This window comes from Vibrio sp. MMH1-50 (genome assembly GCF_022347645.1).
GTDB classification, from domain to species: domain Bacteria; phylum Pseudomonadota; class Gammaproteobacteria; order Enterobacterales; family Vibrionaceae; genus Vibrio; species Vibrio harveyi.
The window spans coordinates 65,784-88,818 of record NZ_JAKRGG010000020.1 but is presented as its reverse complement, the minus strand read 5'-3'; the positions used below and the strand labels follow the sequence as shown (position 1 = coordinate 88,818).

Annotated in this window: 23 protein-coding genes; 8 read left to right on the top strand and 15 right to left on the bottom strand. The window is 46.1% G+C overall.

The annotated features are described in order from the left end of the window. The first annotated feature begins 207 nt into the window (after nt 1-207). Nucleotides 208-1,221 (top strand): DNA cytosine methyltransferase, encoded by a 1,014-nt coding sequence (locus tag MHO32_RS15545; RefSeq protein ID WP_005446460.1) that lies wholly within the window; start codon nt 208-210, stop codon nt 1,219-1,221. 107 nt (nt 1,222-1,328) lie between these two features. Here the strand turns inward: MHO32_RS15545 and MHO32_RS15540 are convergent, their stop codons facing one another. The 4 genes from MHO32_RS15540 to MHO32_RS15525 form a co-directional block, all read right to left on the bottom strand. After that, on the bottom strand, nt 1,329-2,528 hold the full coding sequence (locus tag MHO32_RS15540) for a NupC/NupG family nucleoside CNT transporter (protein ID WP_005446458.1): 1,200 nt from the start codon (nt 2,526-2,528) through the stop codon (nt 1,329-1,331). 236 nt (nt 2,529-2,764) lie between these two features. Further along, complete coding sequence (locus tag MHO32_RS15535) at nt 2,765-3,709, bottom strand: LysR family transcriptional regulator (protein ID WP_005446456.1); 945 nt, start codon at nt 3,707-3,709, stop codon at nt 2,765-2,767. A gap of 71 nt (nt 3,710-3,780) precedes the next feature. Further along, nucleotides 3,781-4,752, bottom strand: a complete 972-nt coding sequence (locus MHO32_RS15530; protein ID WP_239212843.1) for a lytic murein transglycosylase — start codon at nt 4,750-4,752, stop codon at nt 3,781-3,783. Nucleotides 4,753-4,800: 48 nt separating this feature from the next. Continuing rightward, a complete protein-coding gene (locus tag MHO32_RS15525) occupies nt 4,801-5,082 on the bottom strand; it encodes a YcgL domain-containing protein (protein WP_005430875.1) in 282 nt (93 codons plus the stop codon). Nucleotides 5,083-5,279: 197 nt separating this feature from the next. Here MHO32_RS15525 and minC point away from each other — a divergent pair, with 197 nt between their 5' ends. Genes minC through minE form a run of 3 tightly spaced genes read left to right on the top strand, consistent with a single transcriptional unit; the run spans nt 5,280 to nt 7,038 of the window. After that, nucleotides 5,280-5,942: a septum site-determining protein MinC gene (minC, locus tag MHO32_RS15520; protein ID WP_239212841.1), complete on the top strand. Its 663-nt coding sequence runs from the start codon at nt 5,280-5,282 to the stop codon at nt 5,940-5,942. Nucleotides 5,943-5,959: 17 nt separating this feature from the next. Then, on the top strand, nt 5,960-6,772 hold the full coding sequence (gene minD, locus MHO32_RS15515) for a septum site-determining protein MinD (protein WP_005446449.1): 813 nt from the start codon (nt 5,960-5,962) through the stop codon (nt 6,770-6,772). Between the two features lie 2 nt (nt 6,773-6,774). Beyond that, nucleotides 6,775-7,038: a cell division topological specificity factor MinE gene (gene minE / locus MHO32_RS15510; protein WP_005437690.1), complete on the top strand. Its 264-nt coding sequence runs from the start codon at nt 6,775-6,777 to the stop codon at nt 7,036-7,038. Nucleotides 7,039-7,386: 348 nt separating this feature from the next. Here the strand turns inward: minE and rnd are convergent, their stop codons facing one another. The 7 genes from rnd to MHO32_RS15475 all read right to left on the bottom strand — a co-directional run bounded on the left by rnd (nt 7,387) and on the right by MHO32_RS15475 (nt 14,873). Then, nucleotides 7,387-8,505 carry a ribonuclease D gene (gene rnd, locus MHO32_RS15505; RefSeq protein WP_005446447.1) on the bottom strand — a complete coding sequence of 373 codons (1,119 nt, stop codon included), beginning with the start codon at nt 8,503-8,505 and terminating at the stop codon, nt 7,387-7,389. Nucleotides 8,506-8,592: 87 nt separating this feature from the next. Further along, nucleotides 8,593-10,284: a long-chain-fatty-acid--CoA ligase FadD gene (fadD, locus tag MHO32_RS15500; RefSeq protein WP_239212839.1), complete on the bottom strand. Its 1,692-nt coding sequence runs from the start codon at nt 10,282-10,284 to the stop codon at nt 8,593-8,595. 106 nt (nt 10,285-10,390) lie between these two features. Next, nucleotides 10,391-11,245 (bottom strand): alpha/beta fold hydrolase, encoded by an 855-nt coding sequence (locus tag MHO32_RS15495; protein WP_239212847.1) that lies wholly within the window; start codon nt 11,243-11,245, stop codon nt 10,391-10,393. Nucleotides 11,246-11,251: 6 nt separating this feature from the next. Continuing rightward, nucleotides 11,252-11,809, bottom strand: coding sequence for a Slp family lipoprotein (locus MHO32_RS15490; RefSeq protein ID WP_009698574.1), 558 nt, complete (start codon nt 11,807-11,809; stop codon nt 11,252-11,254). A 25-nt stretch (nt 11,810-11,834) separates the two neighbouring features. Then, nucleotides 11,835-12,140 carry a chromosome partitioning protein ParA gene (locus MHO32_RS15485; RefSeq protein ID WP_239212837.1) on the bottom strand — a complete coding sequence of 102 codons (306 nt, stop codon included), beginning with the start codon at nt 12,138-12,140 and terminating at the stop codon, nt 11,835-11,837. A gap of 60 nt (nt 12,141-12,200) precedes the next feature. Further along, nucleotides 12,201-12,902, bottom strand: coding sequence for a tRNA (adenosine(37)-N6)-threonylcarbamoyltransferase complex dimerization subunit type 1 TsaB (tsaB, locus tag MHO32_RS15480; RefSeq protein WP_172580432.1), 702 nt, complete (start codon nt 12,900-12,902; stop codon nt 12,201-12,203). Nucleotides 12,903-12,947: 45 nt separating this feature from the next. Further along, complete coding sequence (locus MHO32_RS15475; protein ID WP_026000138.1) at nt 12,948-14,873, bottom strand: ATP-dependent DNA helicase; 1,926 nt, start codon at nt 14,871-14,873, stop codon at nt 12,948-12,950. 217 nt (nt 14,874-15,090) lie between these two features. Here MHO32_RS15475 and purU point away from each other — a divergent pair, with 217 nt between their 5' ends. Next, nucleotides 15,091-15,924 carry a formyltetrahydrofolate deformylase gene (purU, locus tag MHO32_RS15470; protein WP_005428723.1) on the top strand — a complete coding sequence of 278 codons (834 nt, stop codon included), beginning with the start codon at nt 15,091-15,093 and terminating at the stop codon, nt 15,922-15,924. A gap of 74 nt (nt 15,925-15,998) precedes the next feature. On the opposite strand, the gene MHO32_RS15465 is transcribed toward purU, so the two are convergent. Further along, nucleotides 15,999-16,598 carry a VOC family protein gene (locus MHO32_RS15465; RefSeq protein WP_172580431.1) on the bottom strand — a complete coding sequence of 200 codons (600 nt, stop codon included), beginning with the start codon at nt 16,596-16,598 and terminating at the stop codon, nt 15,999-16,001. Nucleotides 16,599-16,818: 220 nt separating this feature from the next. Here MHO32_RS15465 and argS point away from each other — a divergent pair, with 220 nt between their 5' ends. The 3 genes from argS to MHO32_RS15450 all read left to right on the top strand — a co-directional run bounded on the left by argS (nt 16,819) and on the right by MHO32_RS15450 (nt 19,757). Then, a complete protein-coding gene (gene argS / locus MHO32_RS15460) occupies nt 16,819-18,552 on the top strand; it encodes an arginine--tRNA ligase (protein ID WP_005446437.1) in 1,734 nt (577 codons plus the stop codon). A gap of 104 nt (nt 18,553-18,656) precedes the next feature. After that, nucleotides 18,657-19,085 (top strand): HIT family protein, encoded by a 429-nt coding sequence (locus MHO32_RS15455; RefSeq protein ID WP_069686891.1) that lies wholly within the window; start codon nt 18,657-18,659, stop codon nt 19,083-19,085. Nucleotides 19,086-19,235: 150 nt separating this feature from the next. After that, on the top strand, nt 19,236-19,757 hold the full coding sequence (locus MHO32_RS15450; protein ID WP_005446434.1) for a YqhA family protein: 522 nt from the start codon (nt 19,236-19,238) through the stop codon (nt 19,755-19,757). Nucleotides 19,758-19,866: 109 nt separating this feature from the next. Here the strand turns inward: MHO32_RS15450 and MHO32_RS15445 are convergent, their stop codons facing one another. From MHO32_RS15445 to MHO32_RS15435, 3 genes are read right to left on the bottom strand one after another with little or no spacing between them, the layout of a single operon-like run. Continuing rightward, the gene (locus tag MHO32_RS15445) at nt 19,867-20,097 is read right to left on the bottom strand and encodes a FeoC-like transcriptional regulator (RefSeq protein WP_005382192.1); all 231 of its coding nucleotides are present in this window, start codon (nt 20,095-20,097) and stop codon (nt 19,867-19,869) included. Then, nucleotides 20,094-22,370 carry a Fe(2+) transporter permease subunit FeoB gene (gene feoB / locus MHO32_RS15440; RefSeq protein ID WP_239212835.1) on the bottom strand — a complete coding sequence of 759 codons (2,277 nt, stop codon included), beginning with the start codon at nt 22,368-22,370 and terminating at the stop codon, nt 20,094-20,096. Before feoB ends, MHO32_RS15445 begins: the two co-directional genes overlap by 4 nt. Next, nucleotides 22,370-22,597 carry a FeoA family protein gene (locus MHO32_RS15435; RefSeq protein WP_005426705.1) on the bottom strand — a complete coding sequence of 76 codons (228 nt, stop codon included), beginning with the start codon at nt 22,595-22,597 and terminating at the stop codon, nt 22,370-22,372. Before MHO32_RS15435 ends, feoB begins: the two co-directional genes overlap by 1 nt. Between the last annotated feature and the right edge of the window lie 438 nt (nt 22,598-23,035).

Genomic DNA, 23,035 nt, shown 5'->3' with positions numbered 1-23,035 from the left:
GATTCTTGATTTAGAATGACTAGATCTTTAAATCGCCGCCGCGTCTACAAACCAAGTCATTCTCGCTGAACCTAGCATCTCGAGGTTACTTGGGTATAAGTGCAGCCATACATTCAACTTATTGAAATAACGCGAGAAAAAATCACTGGCCTTATGTACAGTAAGTTGGTACAATACGCCCATTATTTAGACGACATATATCAGAGCATGACACAACGAATCGTTTCTTTTTTTGCTGGGGCTGGTGGCTTAGACCTAGGGTTCGAACAAGCCGGGTTCAATGTAACTTGGGCTAACGAATACGATAAAGATATTTGGGCGACATACGAGAAGAACCATCCTCACACTACGTTGGACAGACGTAGTATCACAAACATTGATGCGGATGAAGTGCCTGAATGTGATGGTATTATTGGTGGTCCACCATGCCAAAGCTGGAGTGAAGCGGGTGCACAACGTGGTATCGAAGACAAGCGTGGTCAGCTGTTCTTCGATTTTATCCGTATCCTAGAAGCGAAAAAGCCCAAGTTCTTCTTGGCTGAAAACGTAAGTGGAATGCAGCACACACGCCATGCAAACGCGCTCAACAACATCAAGCAGATGTTTAAAGATGCTGGTTATGATTTGTATTACCAGATGATGAACGCGGTTGATTACGGCGCTGCGCAAGACAGAAAGCGCGTTATCTTTATTGGCTTCAGAAGTGACTTAAACATCAAGTACACCTTCCCAGAACCAATGGAAAAAACAGAACGTCGCACCTTGAAGCACGTGATTGCAGACCTTGATGGAACGGCAGTGCCTGCATTAGACAAGCAGAAGCCAAACCCAGATGTAAAAGTGCTAAACCACGAGTACATGATTGGCGGTTTCTCTACGATGTTTATGTCTCGAAACCGAGTGAGAACTTGGGATGAGCCTTCTTTTACCATTCAGGCTGGCGGTCGCCACGCACCGATTCACCCAGGCGCGCCAAAAATGGAAAAAGTAGAGACAGACAAGTTTAAGTTTGTGGAAGGTCACGAAGACAAATATCGCCGTCTGAGTGTGCGTGAGTGCGCACGAATTCAGGGCTTCCCGAATGACTTTGAGTTCGTTTACAACAATGTTGCAGCGGGCTACAAGATGATTGGTAATGCTGTTGCTGTCCCTTTTGCAAAAGCATTGGCTTTAAGCATTCAAGAGCACCTAGCTCAAGCAAAAGATCTTAAAGCCGCTTAACGAAAAAAAGTATCCCTAAATGCCTTTAGGGATACTCATTTCTTCTCTTTCTATTACTTCAATTGGAAGAAGATCCCCACTTAAGGGAACCTTCCATCGCCTTTCAATTAAAGACTCAAAATCACGCCAGCGATTGATGCGCTCATCAGGTTCGCCATTACGCCTGCTGCGATTGCACGGAAGCCGTATTTCGAGATGAATGAACGCTTCTCCGGTACGAGTGAACCTAGACCGCCAATCAGCATTGCCATGGTTGAGATGTTTGCGAAACCACACAGTGCGAAGGTTACGATAGCTTGTGAGTGTGCGCTTAACTGAGACTTCACTTCCATCAGTTGGATGAAGGCAACGAACTCGTTTACCACAATCTTGTTACCGATCAGTGAGCCAGCCACAATAGCTTCATTCCAAGGAATACCTAGCAACCATGCGATTGGTGCGAATAGGTAGCCAAGTACTAGCTCGAAGCTCAGTTCCATACCGAATAGACCGCCGAACCAGCCTAGAATACCGTTTAGCATCGCAATAACACTTACGAACGCCAATAGGGTTGCACCTACCGCCACTGCGATGCGTAGACCAGACATTGCGCCGTCTGCCATTGCTTCAACCACATTGGTTGCACGTGGCATTTCTACTTGGTCTAGGTCGATATCTGGTGTTGTGGTGTCTGTCTCTGGCATCATGATTTTTGCCATCAGAAGACCTGCAGGCGCTGACATGAATGCTGCCGCGATTAGGAAGTTAAGATCCACACCCAGTGATGCGTAACCTACTAGCGTACCACCAGCAACCGATGCCAAACCACCAGTCATTACTGCGAAAAACTGAGAATCACTCATGTGCTTCAGGTATGGCTTTACTACAAGCGGCGCTTCAATCATACCAACGAAGATGTTCGCTGTTGCAGATAACGATTCTGCACGACCTGTACCTAGCAAACGCTGAAGACCACCACCGATTAGGTTGATCACTTTTGGCATTAGACCGATGTGGTACAAACCAGAAATCAGTGCCGAGAAGAAGATAATGATACCAAGTACGTTAATCGCGAAGGTAAAGCCGTTGGTCGCAAGACCACCGAATAGGAACGCGATGCCCTCTTGACCGTAGTTGATTAGGTTAGAAACCGCGCCTGTTACTGCGTTAAGCGCTTCTTTACCCGCTGGTACATACAGTACCAATAGCGCGAAGATTACTTGCAGAGCAAAAGCCAAAGACACCGTTCGTAGACGAATGTTCTTACGGTTAGTCGAAAGCAGCCATGCTACGAATAGGATGGCTACGATACCAAGAATTGAGTTCATAAAATGAATCCGACAAAAGGGGGAACAGGAAAGGCGTCGGATTGTATAGAGCGTAAAAAATGCTGCAAGTTGGGGATGTTAACAGGCTGAGAATCTTGTCTGCTCACTCTTTAATCAGCAAAATAACTCTTTGAATTAAATAAAGATAAACGTTTGCCTAAAGTTATTATTTCCAAATGGAAAAGATGTTTCTGGATTTGGAAAAATTTTGTGATTCAAATCACCTTATGTATTCCCTACTTCGGAATCGAAATATACGGTGCTAATCGCTGATCCCAATGGCAAGGCGATCCGATCTTTTGTTTGATGAATTCGATCACTGCTGAGATCTTTTTCGGCATATGTTGACGGCTTGGGTACACCGCATAAAACGGCATGGATTGGCTGGCTCTCCAATCAGGTAGAAGCTGGATCAATTTGCCTGAGCGGAATTCATCCCCCAACAAATAAGTGGCTAAGTAAGCAATCCCCCACCCTGCGATTGCGGCATCACGCACCGCTTCTGCTAAATCGACCGAGTAGTTGCCAGAGACTTTCACGTTGAGCTCTTGCTCGCGATTGGTGAACGCCCAACTGGTGTAGTCACGCTCCCAACTGCGGTAAATAAGGCAGTTGTGCTGCGACAAGTCATTCGGTTCGGTTGGCGTATCGAACTTGAGTAAGTAATCTGGCGAAGCAGCAACCACAAATTGGCAATCTGCTAAGCGCTGAGCAATGTAGCCTTCTGGCAAATGTTCATTATTGGTAATCCACAGATCCAAGCCTTCTTCGAGCATATCAACTTTGTAATCGAACAAATGCACTTCGACTTGCAGTTGCGGGTATTTCTCACGAAGTTCTTGAATGGCAGGGATGATGTGCAACGTGCCAAAAGACTGCGACAAACCGAGACGAACCAAGCCGGCGACTTCATCACGCTGGCTTTCCATCTCTAACGTGGCACTGCTAACGGCTTGCACCACTTGTTCACAATGGTGATAGAAGGTTTGCCCCGCTTCGGTTGGCGTGAAGCTGCGCGTGGTGCGTTGCACGAGCTTGATACCCAGTGACGCTTCCAACTGGCTGAGCTGTTTACTGACGTGAGAAACAGACACACCTAAGCTCTTTGCCGCAGCGGTAAAGTTTTTATGTTTGATCAACGCCGAGAAGATCACCATTTGTGCAGCACGTTCAGATAACACGCAAACCTCGTTTCAAATAGAGAAAACAAAGGGCTCCGAAGAGCCCCTTTTTATTCGTTTATACATTCAATCTAGAATGTGATGCGGTCAGCTAAATGACTTACCGCCAGTGCGAAGTAGTAAGAGCGGTTCCACTTCATCAACACATTGTAGTTGTTGTACACCAGGTAAGTACGACCGTTCTCGTCGTCTGGCATGATCAACCATGCTTTGATGTCTTCGTCCAGCTTAGGAAGTGGGCTGCCATCGTATTTGGTGATGCCAAGCTTGCTCCACTCTTGCAGATACTTACCTTTTTCCTCTTCGCGACCTTGCAGGTTGTGGTCAATGCCGTGTGGCACTTTAACCTGACGACCCCAGGTGAACTTATCATCCCAGCCAGATTTGCTTAGGTAGTTCGCAGTAGAAGCAAACACGTCAGCTTCTGATTGCCAAATGTCCTTCTTGCCGTCGCCGTTACCATCCGCGGCAAAGCGTAGGAATGAGCTTGGCATAAACTGACATTGACCCATCGCACCAGCCCAAGAACCTTTGAAGTTCTCTAGCTCGATATGACCTTCATCTAGGATTTGTAGTGCCGCCATGGTTTCTTTACGGAAGAACTCTTCACGGCGACCCTCAAACGCCATGGTCGACAACGCGTCGATCACGCGGAAGTTACCAGTGAACTTACCGAAGTTACTTTCCACGCCCCAAAGTGCAACGATAAATCGCGGCTGCACGCCAAACTCATCACCAATGCGTTTTAGCTCAGCGTAGTGTTCTTTATACAGTTGCTTCGCTTGTTTTACCTTCCACTCAGGTACCGCGCGCGGAATGTATTCATCTAACGTCAGTTTCTTCTCAGGTTGGTTACGGTCGGCTTTGACTGCTCGTGGTTTGTATTCCACATCAGCAAAAGCGGCACTGATCACCTGTTCGGAAATGCCTTTATCACGCGCTTCTGCACGCAATTTATTTAGGTATTCATCAAAGCCATCGCTGCTTGCAAAGGCTGAAGTGCACATACCAACGCTGAGCATTACTGCCAGTATCTTTTTCATATCGCCCTCCTTGAGCGAGGCAGAATTCCCAGATGAAAAGCGGTGACGTTATTCGCCTTTCTGCTGGGCTTTTTGTTCTTTGTATTTTTCTAGTAGGTTTTCCGGCGGAGGCGGAACCTGTAGGAAGAAACCATCATTGATTAGTGACGTTTTCACTTTCTCGACATCAACTTGTGCCAAAGTACGACCATCAAGTTTGATTGTCATCACCGGCATAGGCTTACCGAACATCTGCATTAACGTGTCAGGAACCTGTGAGAAATCATCCTTTTTCGGAATATAGAGATAAGTGCCTTCTTTTCTGGAGCTTTTATAAATAGAACAAAGCATGACGAGCCTTTTGTGCTGATTTACCCGCTTTGAGTGCGGATTTTGTTGAAAACGTAAAATTCTCGCAAACTTGATAGCAAATTTGAGATTAATTCACTTATTTGCCCGCTTGAGAACTTGCTGCGCTAAAGGATGAAATATAACATGACAGACCTAGTTTAAGGCAACGCTCTTTCAATAAAGGCAAGAAGTCCACGATGACCCATTCACCTGACCTTAAAGGTAGCAGTTTTACATTGTCAGTTTTACACCTTTCTGACAACGAGATCGCTAAGACTGTCGAATTTTTGCAAGAAAAGGTTTCTCAAGCACCCTCTTTCTTCGCATCCGCACCTCTGGTTATCAATATAGCAAAAGTAGAAGGCGACATTGATTTCACCACACTTAAACAAGGCATCGCCGATGCAGGGTTTATTCCGGTTGGTGTGACTGGCTGTAAAGATAAGCGCGTTCAAAACCTTGCCTCAGAAGCGGGCTTCGCCATCATGTCTGCGAGCAAATCTCCAACTCAAGCACCAGCGAAAATGGCGCCGACCAAAGTCGTTCGTACGCCTGTGCGTTCTGGTCAGCAGATTTACGCCAAAGACGGTGACTTGGTTGTACTAGCACACGTAAGCGCTGGTGCAGAAGTGATTGCTGATGGCTCTATCCACATTCATGGCACTCTACGCGGACGCGCCATTGCAGGGGCGAGTGGTCAACAAGAAGCACGAATTATTTGTCACGATTTACAAGCTGAACTGGTTTCCATTGCAGGAGATTACTGGTTGAGCGATCAAATTGAGAGTGAGTATTGGCAAAAGAAAGTAATGATCAGTAAAGCCGAAGAATCATTACATCTAGAAACACTCACGATTTAGTCTAAAAAGGAAATAAAATGGCACGCATTATTGTAGTAACGTCTGGTAAAGGTGGCGTTGGTAAAACCACTTCAAGCGCAGCCATCGCCTCTGGTCTGGCTCTTAAGGGCAAAAAGACTGCGGTGATCGATTTTGATATCGGCTTGCGTAACCTCGATCTTATCATGGGCTGTGAACGCCGCGTGGTGTATGACTTTGTTAACGTCATCAACGGTGAAGCAACGCTTAACCAAGCGATGATTAAAGACAAGCGCACAGATAACCTATTCATTCTTCCAGCTTCTCAAACACGTGATAAAGACGCGCTAACCAAAGATGGCGTGCAACGTGTGTTCACTGAGTTGGATGAAATGGGCTTCGACTTCATCATCTGTGACTCTCCAGCAGGTATCGAGCAAGGTGCTCTGATGGCGCTGTACTACGCAGATGAAGCGATTGTAACGACCAACCCAGAAGTGTCTTCGGTACGTGATTCTGACCGTATCCTAGGTATTTTGGATTCTAAGTCTCTACGTGCTGAGCAAGGTCTTGAGCCTGTTAAGCAGCACCTATTGCTGACGCGTTACAACCCATCTCGCGTAACACAAGGTGAGATGCTGAGCGTTGAAGACGTAGAAGAGATCCTACACATTTCTCTACTGGGCGTGATTCCAGAAAGCCAAGCCGTTCTAAACGCATCAAACAAAGGTGTGCCAGTGATCTTTGACGAGAACACAGACGCAGGCATGGCTTACTCTGATACGGTAGACCGCCTACTGGGCAACCAGGTTGAATTTCGTTTCCTTACCGAGGAGAAGAAAGGAATCTTTAAACGACTATTCGGAGGCTAGAAATGTCACTATTAGAATTTTTCCGCCCGCAAAAGAAAACTTCAGCGAATCTAGCCAAAGAGCGTTTGCAGATCATCGTTGCTGAGCGTCGTAGCCAGAACGATCCTGCGCCTTCTTACTTGCCTCAATTGAAAGAGGACATCTTGAAGGTGATCAGCAAATACGTTGCGATTGATCCAAACATGGTGGATTTGACGTTTGAGCACAAGGACGATGATATTTCGGTTCTTGAGCTAAACGTGAAGTTGCCAGAAGACGAGAAGTAATTACTTTTCGACTTTGCTTGAGAGTCTTCCTCTTCGTCATTCTGGACAGCGAGGTACGAGCGCGATTCAGAATCTATTACCAGAGTACTCGGCTTGGTGAAAGAAGGTTTTGGCTTTAAAGCGGGCTGTCAGTAGATTCCTAGTCTCACTTAAGCTTTTGGCTTTCACCCAGCTTCGCTGGAATGACTCAAGACCCCTTCGTCATTCTGAACAGCGAGGCACGAGCGTGATTCAGAATCTACGACTAGCGTGCTCGGGTTGTTGAAAATAGGTTTTGGCTTCAAAGCCAATTACAAATGCGTGTTACAAAAAAGGTTGGCGATAGTGCCAACCTTTTTTATTTGGTACTTACTTCAGCACCTTATTCATCTTCTCGCCGAGTAATTCAAGACGCCAGCCTTGCATCACATCCGGTAGACGCGCTGGGTCGCGGTCTTTCTTCCATACCCAACTGATGATTTGGTTGATCTGCTTTTTAGACGCCAAGAACTCGGTCGCCAAGCCTGATTTTTGCGATGCTACCTTCACCACATCTTTCATGTTCTTGAAGATTTGCTTGTAGCCTGGGTAATCCATCAAACGCTCGATTTTAGCTGGGTAATCATCGGCAGGTGTTTGCTTTGCACTTTTCACGATAGCCGCAATTCGTGCGCCGTGGCGGTTAATCGCACGAATGTCGATGCCTTCCGCTTCCATCTTCTTAAAGCCAGTCAAACCAAGGCGAGCCACTGTCAGCAAATCACCTTCTTTGAAGATAAAGTTCAGTGCTAGGTCACGCTTAATCGCTTCGCGGTAGCGCCAAGTCGCCAAAGGCTTAAGAATCGCTAGTTCAGCCGGTCTTAGTTGCCATGCACCTTTGATATCTAGGTAGACGGTTTCTTCATTTAAGTTACGAATACGCTTTGATACAAGCAGGTCACTCTCTTGCTGAACCGCTTCCCACCAGCCTGCTTCGTTCACTTTATCTAATAGCTTCTCGTAAAGAGGCATTAGATAGTGTACGTCGGCCGCGGCGTAATCAAGCTGCTTTTGAGTAAGTGGGCGCGCCATCCAATCAGTGCGAGATTCGCTCTTGTCTAGCTCCACGCCTAGGTATTCTTCCACCAGCGTAGCAAAGCCCGTCGACAGACCGTGACCCAAAAATGCTGCCATCAACTGAGTATCCACCATTGGGAATGGTGTGCAGCCAAAGGCATTTTGGAAGACTTCTAAATCTTCACCACACGCGTGCAGTACTTTTAGCACTGAGGTGTCTTTTAGCAACTCGACGAACGACGTCATGTCAGTCAGTTCGGTCGGGTCGATAAGGGAAAGTTGTTTGCCATCGAAAAGCTGAATCAAACCTAGTTGCGGATAGTAAGTCCTGATTCGCACGAATTCGGTATCCAGCATAACTACGTCGGCTTCTCTTGCTAAAGCGCAGACTTCTTCTAGGTCTTTGTTTTTCGTAATGATCTGATAGTTCACATGCTTCTCGCTATAAAAAAATGCCAGCAAAACGCTGGCATTCTAACACTATTTGGCAATAAATGATTGTTGCACAAAGAAATCCGCTTATGCGCTCTTCTTCGCTAGCTCTGCATCGTTCTCTTCACGCAGTACGCGACGAAGGATCTTACCTACGTTGGTCTTAGGTAGATCTTCACGGAACTCAACCAACTTCGGCACTTTGTAGCCAGTTAGGTGTTGGCGACAGTGTGCAATCACTTCATCTTTGGTTAGGCTCGGATCGCGTTTTACAACGTAGATCTTCACCAACTCACCAGACACTTCGTGAGGCTGACCGATTGCCGCGACTTCTAACACTTTACCGTGTAGAGCAACCACGTCTTCGATTTCGTTCGGGTAAACGTTAAAGCCAGACACAAGAATCATGTCTTTCTTACGATCAACAATGTGTAGGAAACCTTCATCATCAAACTTAACGATGTCACCCGTCGATAGCCAACCGTCTTCGTTGATCACTTCTTTAGTCGCTTCTGGACGCTGCCAGTAACCTTGCATCACTTGAGGACCGCGAACTTGAAGCTCACCTGCCTCAGTATTTGCTAGTGCGTTACCTTCTTCATCAACAATACGTACTTCAGTTGATGGCACAGGCAGACCGATAGAACCGTTGTATTCCACTAGGTCGTGCGGGTAAGCCGCCACCAATGGAGAACATTCTGTTAGACCGTAACCTTCTAGTAGGTAACAGCCTGTGGTCTTTTGCCATTTTTCAGCGACGGCACGTTGCACTGCCATACCACCACCTACTGCTAGGCGAAGGTTTCTGAAATCTAGCTCATGGAAGTCTTCGTTGTTCACTAGTGCATTAAACAGCGTGTTTACGCCAGTAATCGCAGTGAACTGGTATTTTTGCAGCTCTTTCACAAAGCCCGGAATATCACGCGGGTTAGTGATAAGCAGGTTGTTACCACCCATCTCAACGAACAGTAGACAGTTCACTGTCAGCGCGAATACGTGGTAAAGCGGCAGCGCCGTAACAACAAGCTCGCGACCCGGAGACAATACAGGACCATAAGCACCTTTCGCCTGCATTACGTTAGCGATCATGTTGCGGTGCGTCAGGATTGCGCCTTTCGCTACGCCCGTTGTACCACCAGTGTACTGTAGGAATGCGATATCATCGCCAGACATAAATGGTTTCACGTACTGAAGACGACGACCTTTGTGCAGCGCTTTACGCATTGAGATTGCACCCGGTAGATCGTACTTAGGCACCATGCCCTTCACGTACTTAACCACGAAGTCGACAAGCGTACCTTTTGCACGTGGCAACATTTGACCAAGGCTGGTCAGAACCACGTGTTTCACTGGCGTGTTTTCTACGATTTGCTCTAGTGTGTTCGCGAAATTAGAAACGATAACGATCGCCGTTGCGCCAGCATCGTTTAACTGGTGCTCAAGCTCACGAGGAGTGTAAAGTGGGTTCACGTTCACAGCGATACAGCCTGCACGCAAAATACCAAATAGCGCGACAGGGTATTGAAGCAGGTTTGGCATCATAAGAGCAACGCGGTCGCCCTTCTTCAGCTTAAGTTCGTTTTGTAGGTATGCGGCGAATGCGCGGCTACGCTCTTCCAATTTGCGGAAGGTCATGACCGAGCCCATGTTCATGAATGCCGGCTGGTCTGCGTATTTTTGAACAGACTGCTCGAACATTTCTACCAAAGACTCATATTGCTCTGGATTAATGGTTTCAGGTACGTCACTTGGATAACGTGAAAGCCATGGTTTATCCACGATGTTACTCCTCGTTTATAACTGGCTAAAAAATAGCGTCCTTTTTATTTTGAGCACTATTACAGCACAGCAAACGTGCTTGAGCACGTAACTCTCAAACACTTGTTTAAATTTTGTTAACTACACCAAGAATTCGCTTTGCGACCTCGAGTATTTGCTCTAAATGGCAATGATGCCCACCCGCGACAGAAACCACGTTCGGTGGATTTTCGCCCCAATCGACTTGGTTAGACTGTAAATGTTGAAATCCTTTGTCACCCAATATGATCAGGTGTGGACAGCGTATTTGGCTGGTGATCGAGTTCGCGTGATCCTGTGCCATGCGATAAAGAGAATCGCACTTTAATTTGGCATCGTGTCGCCAAAACCATTGGTTCTCGCGACATTCGGTTCCGCGCTCTACGATTGGCATCAACTGCTCGGCGGTCAGGTGATTCGCTTGCATGCGTAGCTTTAACGCCAGATCGAAAGAAGCGATAGCTCGCTCCGGTTTGTTGCGTTGACGTTGCCGGCTAAGGACACCATCACGCAGTCGTTTTACGCTATTGGAAGGCTGTTCTGCGAGTGGACCCGCTCCTTCAATTTGCACTAACGCTTCGACCTGTTCAGGAAAGGCAGCACTATAGCAACTTGCGATTAAAGCGCCTAGTGAATGACCTACTAACACCAGTCTGTTTGGCGATAATTCATCCAATAATTGGTGTAAATCAGCAATATAGTCGTGGAAGGGGTAGTAATTGTCTGAGGATTTATGACTGGATAAGCCATGACCAAATAGGTCAATTGCCAGTAGATGAAGATCAGGGTTGTGCTGATGGATGGCGTTCATCAAGGTTTTGAAGCTACCCGCGTTATCCATCCACCCATGAAGAAAAACGACTGAACAAGCAGTCGTTTTTTCGTTTCCGATCTCTAAGGCTGCCATGCTCCCATTTGGGAGTTCGAAACGGCGCTCATTCATCACAGATTATTTAACCTTCTTGATCACCTTGCCATCTTGCGGGAAATCCGAACGCATCATGCGACAGTTAATGGAGTAACAAGGGTAGTAATAGGTTGGCGTGTCGTACATACGTACTCGCTCTTCAATCTTCCATAAACGGTAGCCATCGCCTTTGATGACAGGGAAGATGTATTGGTGCTCGCCAATTTTGCCTTCTTCTTCGCCCGCACCTTTACCCACCACGGTAATGATTCGACCTTTACTGAAAGCAACTGGCTCTAAGTAACCATCAAAATAAACCGCGAAGCGACCCGTTGGTTCTTGATCGATGTCCGGCTTGCCTGATTTGCTGATTGGCAGATTTACGATCTCCAGACGCGTTTGGTCTTTCAAGTTATCCACTTTCGCGATAACACCACCAAGACGGACATCGTTAGCAGCCTGTCCTTGGTCTTCAGCAAAGGCTTTGTAATCCGTCAAAACCTGCTCGGTGCTTGCATTCAGCTCTTCAGGAAGAGAACTACAGGCAGAAAGCCCGAATGCTGCGATAATAACCAGAAAAATACGTCCAGAAAGTTTCATAAACCCCCACTATAAATTCGTTGTTTTACACATAGATATCGACACCAAGTAACTGAGCAAGTTCCTCTTTCTTCGCTCGATTCATGACGTCCATATACTGTTCCATTGCTTTGCGAGCATGACCCTCGGGCAAATCATATTGCACTTGAGCGCGATGAATCTGAGACTCATCCACTTGCTTAATGGAATGCGCGACAGCGTTCGCCACCTTAGAAGGTTGACCAACGGGCTGCTTATCTTGAGCTTTCTTTACCTGCCCTTTTTTACCGACTTTATTGGTGCGATTTGCATCCGGTATTAACGCAGGAGGTAAACCATTGATAGACGCCATAACGCTCCATAAAAATACAGGGCAAACGCCCTGCACTTTGTCATGTCATTGAAAGTCCGATTATTCGCGACCCGGAAGTTTCTTCCACGTCACATTATCGCGCAGATAAACCGGGCTCGATTCTTCTACTGGGACTGTGTTGCCTTTCTTAAGTTCCTGCTCAGCAAGAATCACAATGTCTTGTGAATCAGGGTAAAGAACATCGCCACTGGTGACGTTGAATGGCAGTTTGCCAAGCTCTTCTTGGTAAGCATCCCAACCAGTACCCGCTTTAGTCCACGTTTTGTCGTCTGCTTGTGCTTCTTCCGCTAGACGCGCTGGTGGGATAACACATTCTGCATCCACACCTGCCCATTCACCGTTTTCTTGGCGAGTATAACGTGCCCAGTAAACTTCACCCATGCGCGCATCAATCGCAACAGCGGCATCCGTTGCACCGTGCAGGCGGTAGCTTGCTTGTGCCATCGCAGCCAGCGTTGAAACGCCGATCATTGGTAAGTCAGCACCGAACGCCAAACCTTGCGCGATACCAATACCGATACGAACGCCAGTAAAGCTGCCCGGACCACGACCAAACGCCAATGCGTCTAGATCTTGTAGAGTCAGACCTGCTTCTTTCAGTACTTCGTCTACCATAGGCAGTACTTTCTTAGTGTGGTCACGAGGAGCCACTTCACTGCGTGAAATCACTCGGTCATTAACTAGTAGCGCAACTGAACAGTTCTCAGTTGCCGTATCGATAGCAAGAATTTTTGCGCTCATGTAACTCTCTACAATTCTTCTTTAATTTATTGATGCCACAGCGCATTAGTCTGCGGCAGGTTGTTCTGTTTTTAGGAATGTTTTGATTCGTTCCAAATCCCGTGTTCTTGGGATTGGCGGTAAACTGCCGAGGAAGATGCCACCATAATCACGCGTTACCAAACGGTTGTCGCAAATGATTAAAGCCCCATGGTCTTTTTGGTCTCGAATCAAACGTCCTACGCCCTGCTTTAACGTGATAACCGCGTCTGGGATTTGCACTTCTGCAAACGGCTCACCACCACGTAATCGACAATCTTCGATTCGGGCTTTGAGTAGAGGATCATCAGGGGCAGTAAACGGTAATTTGTCGATGATAACACAGCTCAGCGCATCACCTCTAACATCGATCCCTTCCCAGAATGCACCCGTCGCCACCAGCAATGCATTACCTAGCTCCATAAACTCGGCAAGGGTCTTTTGTTTGCTCATCTCACCTTGCATTAGCACAGGCAGATCCAGCACTTCACGGAAGCGTTCACCAAGCTCACGCATCATGCTGTGCGAAGTACAAAGAAAGAAACAACGCCCGTCGTTCTCTTCAATCACAGGCGCAAGCATTCGCACCAGTTTGTCGGCTAAGCCTGGGCTGTTTGGCTCTGGTAAATAACGAGGCACACACAAGCGCGCTTGCTTCTCATAATCGAACGGAGATGGCAACGAAAACTGCTGCTTCGGCTTCAATCCAAGACGATCGGTAAAGTGTTTAAAGTCACCCGATACCGCTAGGGTTGCTGAGGTAAAAATCCACGCGCCTTGTTTGATTTCGATTTGCTCATGGAATTTATCCGCCACCGACAGCGGCGTAATGTGCAACGCAAAATGACGTGGGGATGTGTCGTACCAGTATGAGTAACCGGTAATATCAACATCACAGACGCGGTCAATTCGTCCTTTGATCAGATTGGCACGCTCAAAGGCGGTGTCCAGCAATTGGCTTCGACCTAGTGCCAGTTTCAACACATCAATCGCCAGATCTAAGCTATCGGTTAAACGCACTAATTCACGTTTGATCGATTCCGATTGCAAAGCTTCACGCCAGTTACCACGAAAGCCCGGTTCACCCAACACGATGCGCATATCCATGGCACTTTGCATCAGCTTATCGCCGACTTTTTGTAGCTGGCGCATGTCTTTTGCTTCTGTGCGGTAGGCAATCTCAATGTCTTTGGCGAGCTCTTGGATCTGACGGCTAGAGATCGATTGCCCGAAGTATTCGCTTGCAATGTCAGGAAGCTGGTGAGCTTCGTCGAAGATAAACACGTCAGCTTCTGGGATCAATTCACCAAAGCCGGTTTCTTTTATCGCAAGGTCTGCAAGGAACAAATGGTGGTTAACGACAACAATGTCTGAATCCATCGCGCGTTTGCGTGCTTTTAAGACGAAACAATCGGTGTAGCTCGGACACTCTTTACCTAAACAGTTGTCGTTGGTTGAGGTAATGGTTGGGATGATCATGCTGTCTTCTGGCAGATCATCACAGTCCCCTAAATCGCCCGTTTTGGTTTCAGACGACCAAGTGCGAACCTTCACCAATTGGGTCAACAATGTTGGATCGGCTTCATTAGTATGGCTCTCGACCATTTGTCGGCTTAGACGATCCAAACAAAGGTAGTTGGAGCGACCTTTTAGTAACGCCACTTGTCCATAAAAGCCTAAAGCACTGACCATCAACGGCAAGTCACGGTGATACAACTGCTCTTGTAGGTTCTTCGACCCCGTACTGATGATGACTTTTTTGCCGCTTAATAGCGCAGGCACAAGGTAAGCGAAGGTTTTACCCGTTCCCGTTCCTGCTTCAACCACCAGCTGAGTTTGGTCTTTGATCGCACTGCTGACAGCTTCTGCCATATCGATTTGTGGCTGGCGAGCTTGAAAGCCCGGAATGGCTTTGCCTAACGCGCCCTCAGAGGAGAATGTTTTTGCGATCATGCCTGACATCTGGTTGGAAAAATTGTCGAGAGTATATCAGGAGTTGAGCGTAAACATCAGCCAACAAAAGCACTAGGTTTTAGCATCGCGCGGATAATTTGTTGAAACCGCGCCGAGAATAGATTATTTATGAAGTCAGATTGCAGTACGATTCACGCTTCTGACGTGACCTTTTTATTCGTACGCTAGAAAAATAATGCATGGAAGTATCTGATTTATGGAAAAGAAAACACTGTTAACCCATTGTTCTGACGCACCGGGTTTGATCTCAAAAATCACCAATATCTGTTATAAGCATCAGCTGAATATCGTTCATAATAACGAGTTTGTTGATAACACCAGTGGGCACTTTTTCATGAGAACCGAGTTGGAGGGGTACTTCAACGATCAAACGCTACTCGCCGATTTAGACCAAGCACTGCCACAAGGTGCAAAACGCAAACTTATTAGCTCTCGCCGCAAACGTATCGTCATTCTAGTAACCAAAGAAGCGCACTGTCTGGGTGATATTCTGATGAAGACTTACGATGGCAGCTTAGATGTTGAAATTGCTGCAGTTGTTGGTAACTACGACAAACTTCAAACACTCACTGAGCGTTTTGATATTCCTTACCATCACGTTACTCACGAAGATCTTAGCCGTGAAGAGCACGAACAGAAGATGCTTGAAGTGATTGATCAATACGATGCCGATTACCTTGTACTTGCGAAGTACATGCGTGTTCTCACTCCGACTTTCGTAGAGAAATACCGTCACAAGATCATCAACATCCACCACAGTTTCTTACCCGCTTTCATCGGTGCGAAGCCATATCAGCAGGCTTACGACCGCGGTGTGAAGATCATCGGTGCAACAGCGCACTTCGTGACAAATGACTTGGATGAAGGTCCAATCATCAAGCAGGACGTTATTCCAGTGGATCACACGTTCAGCGCACAAGATATGGCGCAAGCAGGTCGCGATGTAGAGAAGAACGTATTGAGCAAGGCTCTGAATAAAGTGATCAATGACCACGTTTTTGTTTACGGCAATAAGACGGTTATTCTTTAAATTCGTCGTATTTGAAAAAAGAAAGGGTTGCTCATTTGGCAACCCTTTCTTCTTTATAGTTATTCAGAGCCAACTTATTCAGCCTGCTCAGACTCCACAATACGCTTAAGTGAATGCGGGTGCAGCTTGATACAAATGCCTTGATACTTAAACGCCACGGTTGGGTTGTTCAAGCGTTCGCCTTCCCCTTTCGGGCTCGACAGTTTGATCTTCACACCTAGCTCTTCTAGCTCGTCAAAACGCACGCCAAACGCTGGGTAAGTGTGTTTCAAATCAGCAAGAAACTCATCGGCAGTTTCGGCATGAGATGGAATCACAAACTCCACATGTTCCCAGCTTTCAGTTGGGTAGATTTTGCCTTCCGCAGGGTAAGGCAACTCCAGACACTCTATCTTCCAGCCACGGCTTTCTAACGCTTTGTCGAATTCAATAACAATAATCGGGCGACCGTTGATTTTCGCTTGTGAAATCACCTTACCGTATTGATTCCATGCTTCATGCGCAGCTTTCGCTGTTTCAGTATCATTAATACGCAGCGCAATATGATCAGCTTGAGCAAAGCTCAGATCCAGTTTTAACAGGAATGCAAGCTCTTCAATCTTAGCCATAAATGCATCCAGATCTTGGATCATCAATTCAGGCGCTAGGCGTTTTTCAACTAGTTGAGTCGTCATTGTGGCTCTCTTATAGGGCGATTTATCTCATTACTCTGAGCGCAATAGTAAACGCAAACTAAGCCACATTTCCATTCAATCGAAAAAGTATAAATTTCCCCAATTCCTCTCTGTATGAAAAGCAATAAAGTTGTTATCATTAGCCCCATTTTTGTGAACTCCAACAGAACTCGGCACTTACTTCGCCGAGTTCTTCGTCCTTGAATTGAAGGAAACGCGTGTGAATATCCAAGCACTTATTAATGACAAAGTATCTCAGGCTCTAGAAGCCGCTGGCGCACCTGCAGGCAGTCCTGCGGCAGTACGCCAATCAGCAAAGCCACAATTTGGTGACTACCAAGCAAACGGCGTAATGGGCGTTGCTAAAAAACTGGGTACTAACCCACGAGAATTTGCACAGAAAGTACTGGATGTTCTAGACCTAGATGGTATTGCGAGCAAGACAGAAATCGCTGGTCCTGGTTTCATCAACATTTTCCTAAGCGAAGAGTTCCTAGCAAAACAAGCGGAAGCAGCACTGGCTGATTCACGTCTTGGCGTTGCAGCAGACGAAGCTCAAACTATCGTAGCTGACTACTCTGCACCAAACGTTGCTAAAGAAATGCACGTTGGTCACCTACGTTCAACCATCATCGGTGATGCAGTAGTACGTACTCTTGAGTTCCTAGGTCACAAAGTGATCCGTGCGAACCACATCGGTGACTGGGGTACTCAGTTCGGTATGCTTATCGCAAACCTTGAGCGTGTACAACAAGAGTCTGGCGAAGTTTCTATGGAACTTGCTGACCTTGAAGGCTTCTACCGTGAGTCTAAGAAACTGTACGACGAAGACGAAGAATTCGCAGTGAAAGCACGTAACTACGTTGTGAAACTGCAAAGCGGCGACGAGTTCTGCGCAGAAATGTGGAAGAAGCTGGTTGACGTAACTATGATCCAAAACCAACGCAACTACGATCGCCTAAACGTATCTCTATCTCGTGATGACGTAATGGGCGAGAGCATGTACAACGACATGCTACCTAAGATCGTAGCAGACCTTAAAGCACAAGGTCTTGCGGTTGAAGATGACGGCGCGCAAGTTGTGTTCCTTGAAGAATTCAAGAACAAAGACGGCGAAGCGATGGGCGTTATCGTTCAAAAACGCGACGGCGGCTTCCTATACACAACAACGGACATCGCATGTGCGAAATACCGTTACGAAGAACTAGGCGCAGACCGCGTACTTTACTTCATCGACTCTCGTCAACACCAACACCTAATGCAAGCTTGGACTATCGTTCGTAAAGCGGGTTACGTGCCAGAGTCAGTATCTCTTGAACATCACGCGTTCGGTATGATGCTAGGTAAAGATGGCAAGCCATTCAAGACTCGTGCAGGCGGTACGGTTCGTCTTGCTGACCTTCTTGATGAAGCAGAAGTTCGTGCAGCACAGCTTATCGAATCTAAGAACCCAGAACTAGCAGAAGACGAGAAGAAAGCGATCGCGAACACAGTTGCAATGGCAGCGGTTAAATACGCAGACCTTTCTAAGCACCGTACTACGGACTACGTGTTCGATTGGGACAACATGCTAGCGTTCGAAGGTAACACTGCGCCGTACATGCAATACGCTTACACTCGCGTAGCATCTGTATTCGCTAAAGCTGGCGTTTCTATGGATGATCTACAAGGTGAAATTAAGATCACTGACGAGAAAGAAAAAGCGCTTATCGCAAAACTTATGCAGTTCGAAGAAGCGGTTCAATCTGTTGCTCGCGAAGGTCAACCACACATCATGTGTAGCTACCTATTCGAACTAGCAGGTCAGTTCTCTAGCTTCTACGAAGCGTGCCCTATCCTAGTTGCTGAAGACGAAGCAGTGAAACAAAGCCGTCTGAAACTAGCAGCCCTAACAGCGAAGACCATCAAGCAAGGTCTGTCTCTACTAGGTATTGATACTCTAGAGCGTATGTAAACGATTCGAGAATCGAGACGATTTAGAAAGGTTGGCGTGAAAGCGTCAACCTTTTGTTTTATCTGGCGTATACTGATGTCATTCAATTCAAATCGGATAATATAATGAGTTTTGAACTGCACCCTCAATTGGCAAAAGACACTACCGTTATCGGTCACTTCCCACTGAGTGTGGCGCTTCTGCATAAAGACAATGCCGTGCCATGGGTTATCTTGGTACCAAAACGTGCAAACCTAAAAGAGCTTCACCACTTGCCAATGAAAGAACAGCAACAGTTTTTGCTAGAGTCTCAAGCGGTAAGCCAAGCACTGGAAGCAACATTCCGTCCAGACAAGTTAAACCTTGGCGCACTAGGTAATATGGTGCCACAGCTGCACATTCACCATATTGCCCGCTTCAAAGATGACGTAGCATGGCCGGGGCCGGTTTGGGGTAACACCAAAGGTGAATTCCGTACAGAAGAAGAGCAAAACGAATTGCTTGGCCGTATTAAAAACGTGCTATCACTGAGCTCTATTTTCCAAAAAGCATAGCCGCTGCCAGCGAAAATAATTCGCCTTTGAATACGGCTGAAACAGACAGAGAAAGATTAATACGCATTTGTAACAATCTTTCTCATTTTTCTAGGATTATCACTAAAATAAAACTTGTTTAGACTGCCAACTCAGTTAGAGAGGGTCATCATGAAACAAGTCTTCAACACATTCCGATACGTCAGCTGGATCGCCATCATCTGTTCTATGGCTGCTTCATTCTTGCTTTTTCTTATGGGCGCAGCAAAAACCTATTCGGCATTTGCGGTCTTCATTCTCAATCAAACACCTCCAGAAGCACTCGCACATTTAGATAAAGCAGACATCGCGATCGCGTATTTGATCAAATCACTGGATACGTTTCTTGTCGCACTAGTTTTGTTCATCTTTGCTCACGGCATCTACACACTGTTTATTTCCAACAAAGCTAAAGCGAAAACACAAGAACCGTCGGTTTTGCATTGGATCAGAACCCCAAACATAGGCCACCTAAAAAACATTTTGGCTGAAGTCATCATCGTGATCTTGTTTGTGAAGTTCTTAGAGCTCGTGCTGATTAACTTCGACAGCTTAGATTGGACGATCTTAACATTACCTATTTCGATTTTAGTTTTAAGTCTTGGTTTGAAGTTCCTAGGGTTAGGCGCGACTAAACACTCTGAAGAGCATTAATTTCGCTGTATTCACAAACAATAACCAGCAAAAGAAAAGCCGCATCATTGCTGATGCGGCTTTGTCGTTTTTATGGAATAGCTTTTTAGGTGACTAATTTTGACAATCGCTACATGGTGACTGTCAAAGACAAACCATCTTGTTTAGTCACTGAGTAGCGAACACGAGTCACGTCATGAGCTTTATTAGTGTCGACTAGGCGGCTAATTTTGCCCTTCTTAATCCACACGTTTAACATCGCGTCGGCGCCATCTTCACTCATCCCAAACTGTTTAGCCAGATCTGACTGGGAGACGGTTCCTTTGTCTGCAATGTATTGATAAAGCTCTTTTAAAATCATGCTACTTGCGCCTCTAATGCACCGTTTTGTTTCTTACCAACTTGTTTGAACACGCGGTAGGTACCAAAGAAGATAGCAACGATCACAGCCATCCAAATACTACTTGTCACTGGGCTATCTGCGAAATGCGTCAATTGGTTGTAGAACGTCGCACATAGGTAAGCTAAGCCCATTGTCCAAACCGCGATAAAGCGTGCGAACTTATGACCAAACTCACGTACGTAAGCACCCATCGCCGCCACACAAGGTGTGTACAGTAGGATAAAGATTAAGTAAGCAAATGCGGCATTGCCAGAAGCAAACTGCGATTTGATGTTACCGAAGATAGAAGCATCGACTTCTTGTTCTTCTGCAACTGCATTTGAGTCAGTTAAGTCACCCACTTCAATGCCTAGTGGATCTGAGTAGCTCAAACCGGCTAGGTTTTCAGGGATACTCATTACTGCCTCTTCTAGGCTGCCCATTAGGTCAAATTCTGCGTCTTCACCATCGCTTGGTGTAGTGTATAGGCTGTTAAGCGTACCAACTACCGCCTCTTTTGCGAAGATACCGGTAATGATACCTACCGTCGCCGGCCAATTGTCTTCTTGAACACCGATTGGCGCGAATACTGGAGTCACAACTTGCGCTGCTTTAGAAAGCACAGAGTTTTCGCTGTCTTCGTTACCAAAGCTGCCATCAGTACCCAATGAGTTGAAGAAACTCAGAATAGCAACAACGATAACGATGGTTTTACCTGCACCAAGAACGAAGCGCTTTAGCTTTTGCCAAGTTTTGATCACCACGTTTTGTAACGTTGGAAGCTCATAGTCAGGCATTTCCATTACTAGGCTGTCACTGCTACCTGGGTAAAGCGTGTGCTTAAGGAAAAGCCCCGTGAAGATCGCTGCCACAATACCAAGTAGGTAAAGTGCGAATACAATGTTCTGACCAGAACCTGGGAAGAATGCCGCAGCGAATAGTGCGTATACTGGTAGACGAGCACCACATGACATAAATGGCGCCATAGATGCAGCTAGTTTACGCTCACGCTCTTGATCTAGAGTACGGGTTGCCATGATTGACGGTACGTTACAGCCAAAACCAAGAACAAGCGGTACGAATGCTTTGCCTGGTAAACCAATCTTCTGCATCACTTTATCTAGTACGAATGCGGCACGAGCCATGTAGCCTGAGCTTTCAAGTACCGCTAAGAACAGGTACAAACACGCGATAACTGGAATAAAGGTTGCAACCGTTTGGATACCACCACCAATACCATCAGCAAGCACCGTCACTAACCACACAGGCAAATGACCGTCTAACAAGTGGTGTCCACCATCAACCAACAGAGCACCGACACCGATATCAAAGAAGTCGATGAACGCACTACCAATGTTGATAGAGAACATGAACATTAGGTACATAACAATGAAGAAGAATGGAATGCCCACCCACTTGTTCAAGATAAATTGGTCTAGCTTTTCAGTCACACTGCGACTTAGCTTGCCCTCACTGCGACGTACTTTCTTGCACTCTTCATGAAGGTGTGTGTATTTTGTATCTGCAACATGTAAGTCAACATCAAGCTCAAGTTCTGCAATTGTGTTTTCAACGCTATTGCGATCAGCATCCGACATGCTGTTAAGAACCAGTGCGTCTTTTTCTAGTGCACGAATTGCTAGAGCACGGTTAGAAACGGTTTGATCATTGAAAAGAGCCGAAACGTTGTTGATCGCCGCTTCCATTTGTTCGCCGTAATTCAAAGCGATGTCTTTTAGTGCAACACCTTGAACCACTGACTTGTGCAACTTCTCTTTAAATTCTGCAACTTGTGCTTTATTTGTCGCTGATAGGCTAACGACTGGACAACCCAAGGTTTTTTCTAGTTCTGCAACATTGATGACTTGGCGTTCACGCTTAAGTGCGTCCATTTTGTTTAATACAACAATCATAGGACGACCAAGTTCACGCAGTTGTAGCGTCATGTATAAGCTGCGCTCAAGACTCGTTGCGTCTACTACGTTGATAATCAGATCAGCAGGGTGCGTCAAAACCGCACGCGATGCGATAGATTCGTCGATACTATTGCTATCATTGCCACTGTCGAGAGAGTAGATACCCGGAAGGTCCGTCAGAAGAAATTCATCACCAGCATGTTTGAACTGACCAGTTTTCTTTTCAACCGTTACACCAGCCCAGTTACCAACTTGTTGTTTTGCACCAGTCAGGCCATTAAAAAGTGTGGTTTTACCGCTGTTTGGGTTACCAACAGTAAGAATTTGGTATTGCATTATGCTCGCTCCACTTCGATGTTTTGCGCAATAGTCTCTCGTAATGCAACAGAAACACCACGAACTTCAACTTGCAGTGGGTCTCCCATTGGTGCGCGTCGAATAACTTTAACCTCAGTATTAGGAAGTAGTCCCATTACCATTAGCTTTTTTCTGACGTCCGACGTAAGTCCTTCTAACAACCGAATTGTCACTGTTTCGCCAGGTTTGATTTCTGATAGCTTCATAGTGGCCCTTAAGAGTAGTGCAAATGATAAATATTATTATTAATAGTATAGGGCGCTAATGTTACTCTTCTATACCCTCTCATTCATTGTGTGAAATCAAAGATTTCATTAATGCTTTTGGCGAAATCTAACGTCAACTCCGTTAATTAATTTCACGTCATTTTTGTCAAAATTGAATATTTTCAGACAAATGCAAATTAACACAAGCGTAACATTTGCAGTTTCGAAAAATTAAAAAATCAATAAATTCAGCACCTTAAATAGAAAAAGGCAACTTGTCGCTTTTCTCACATAAAGCTGTCGTTATTTTTATAAGAAAAATAAGTAAGGTCTCGTATAGTTAACCCATCGAGAGACAACAGCCTCTCAAAAGAATTCCAGAGGTGGCATGGCAACATGTCACTCCGGCAGCAAGCGAAGGTGTCATTGACACCCGTG

Coding starts and splice junctions, on each gene's coding strand:
- MHO32_RS15530 (WP_239212843.1), bottom strand. CDS start 4,752: ATGAAAAAGATACTGGCAGTAATGCTCAGCGTTGGTATGTGCACTTCA.
- MHO32_RS15465 (WP_172580431.1), bottom strand. CDS start 16,598: ATGACGACTCAACTAGTTGAAAAACGCCTAGCGCCTGAATTGATGATC.
- tsaB (WP_172580432.1), bottom strand. CDS start 12,902: ATGAGCGCAAAAATTCTTGCTATCGATACGGCAACTGAGAACTGTTCA.
- MHO32_RS15490 (WP_009698574.1), bottom strand. CDS start 11,809: ATGAAACTTTCTGGACGTATTTTTCTGGTTATTATCGCAGCATTCGGG.
- feoB (WP_239212835.1), bottom strand. CDS start 22,370: ATGCAATACCAAATTCTTACTGTTGGTAACCCAAACAGCGGTAAAACC.
- MHO32_RS15525 (WP_005430875.1), bottom strand. CDS start 5,082: ATGCTTTGTTCTATTTATAAAAGCTCCAGAAAAGAAGGCACTTATCTC.
- MHO32_RS15485 (WP_239212837.1), bottom strand. CDS start 12,140: ATGGCGTCTATCAATGGTTTACCTCCTGCGTTAATACCGGATGCAAAT.
- minC (WP_239212841.1), top strand. CDS start 5,280: ATGACCCATTCACCTGACCTTAAAGGTAGCAGTTTTACATTGTCAGTT.
- MHO32_RS15540 (WP_005446458.1), bottom strand. CDS start 2,528: ATGAACTCAATTCTTGGTATCGTAGCCATCCTATTCGTAGCATGGCTG.
- MHO32_RS15475 (WP_026000138.1), bottom strand. CDS start 14,873: ATGATCGCAAAAACATTCTCCTCTGAGGGCGCGTTAGGCAAAGCCATT.
- minD (WP_005446449.1), top strand. CDS start 5,960: ATGGCACGCATTATTGTAGTAACGTCTGGTAAAGGTGGCGTTGGTAAA.
- MHO32_RS15495 (WP_239212847.1), bottom strand. CDS start 11,245: ATGAATGAGCGCCGTTTCGAACTCCCAAATGGGAGCATGGCAGCCTTA.
- MHO32_RS15455 (WP_069686891.1), top strand. CDS start 18,657: ATGAGTTTTGAACTGCACCCTCAATTGGCAAAAGACACTACCGTTATC.
- MHO32_RS15445 (WP_005382192.1), bottom strand. CDS start 20,097: ATGATTTTAAAAGAGCTTTATCAATACATTGCAGACAAAGGAACCGTC.
- MHO32_RS15545 (WP_005446460.1), top strand. CDS start 208: ATGACACAACGAATCGTTTCTTTTTTTGCTGGGGCTGGTGGCTTAGAC.
- minE (WP_005437690.1), top strand. CDS start 6,775: ATGTCACTATTAGAATTTTTCCGCCCGCAAAAGAAAACTTCAGCGAAT.
- MHO32_RS15450 (WP_005446434.1), top strand. CDS start 19,236: ATGAAACAAGTCTTCAACACATTCCGATACGTCAGCTGGATCGCCATC.
- purU (WP_005428723.1), top strand. CDS start 15,091: ATGGAAAAGAAAACACTGTTAACCCATTGTTCTGACGCACCGGGTTTG.
- MHO32_RS15435 (WP_005426705.1), bottom strand. CDS start 22,597: ATGAAGCTATCAGAAATCAAACCTGGCGAAACAGTGACAATTCGGTTG.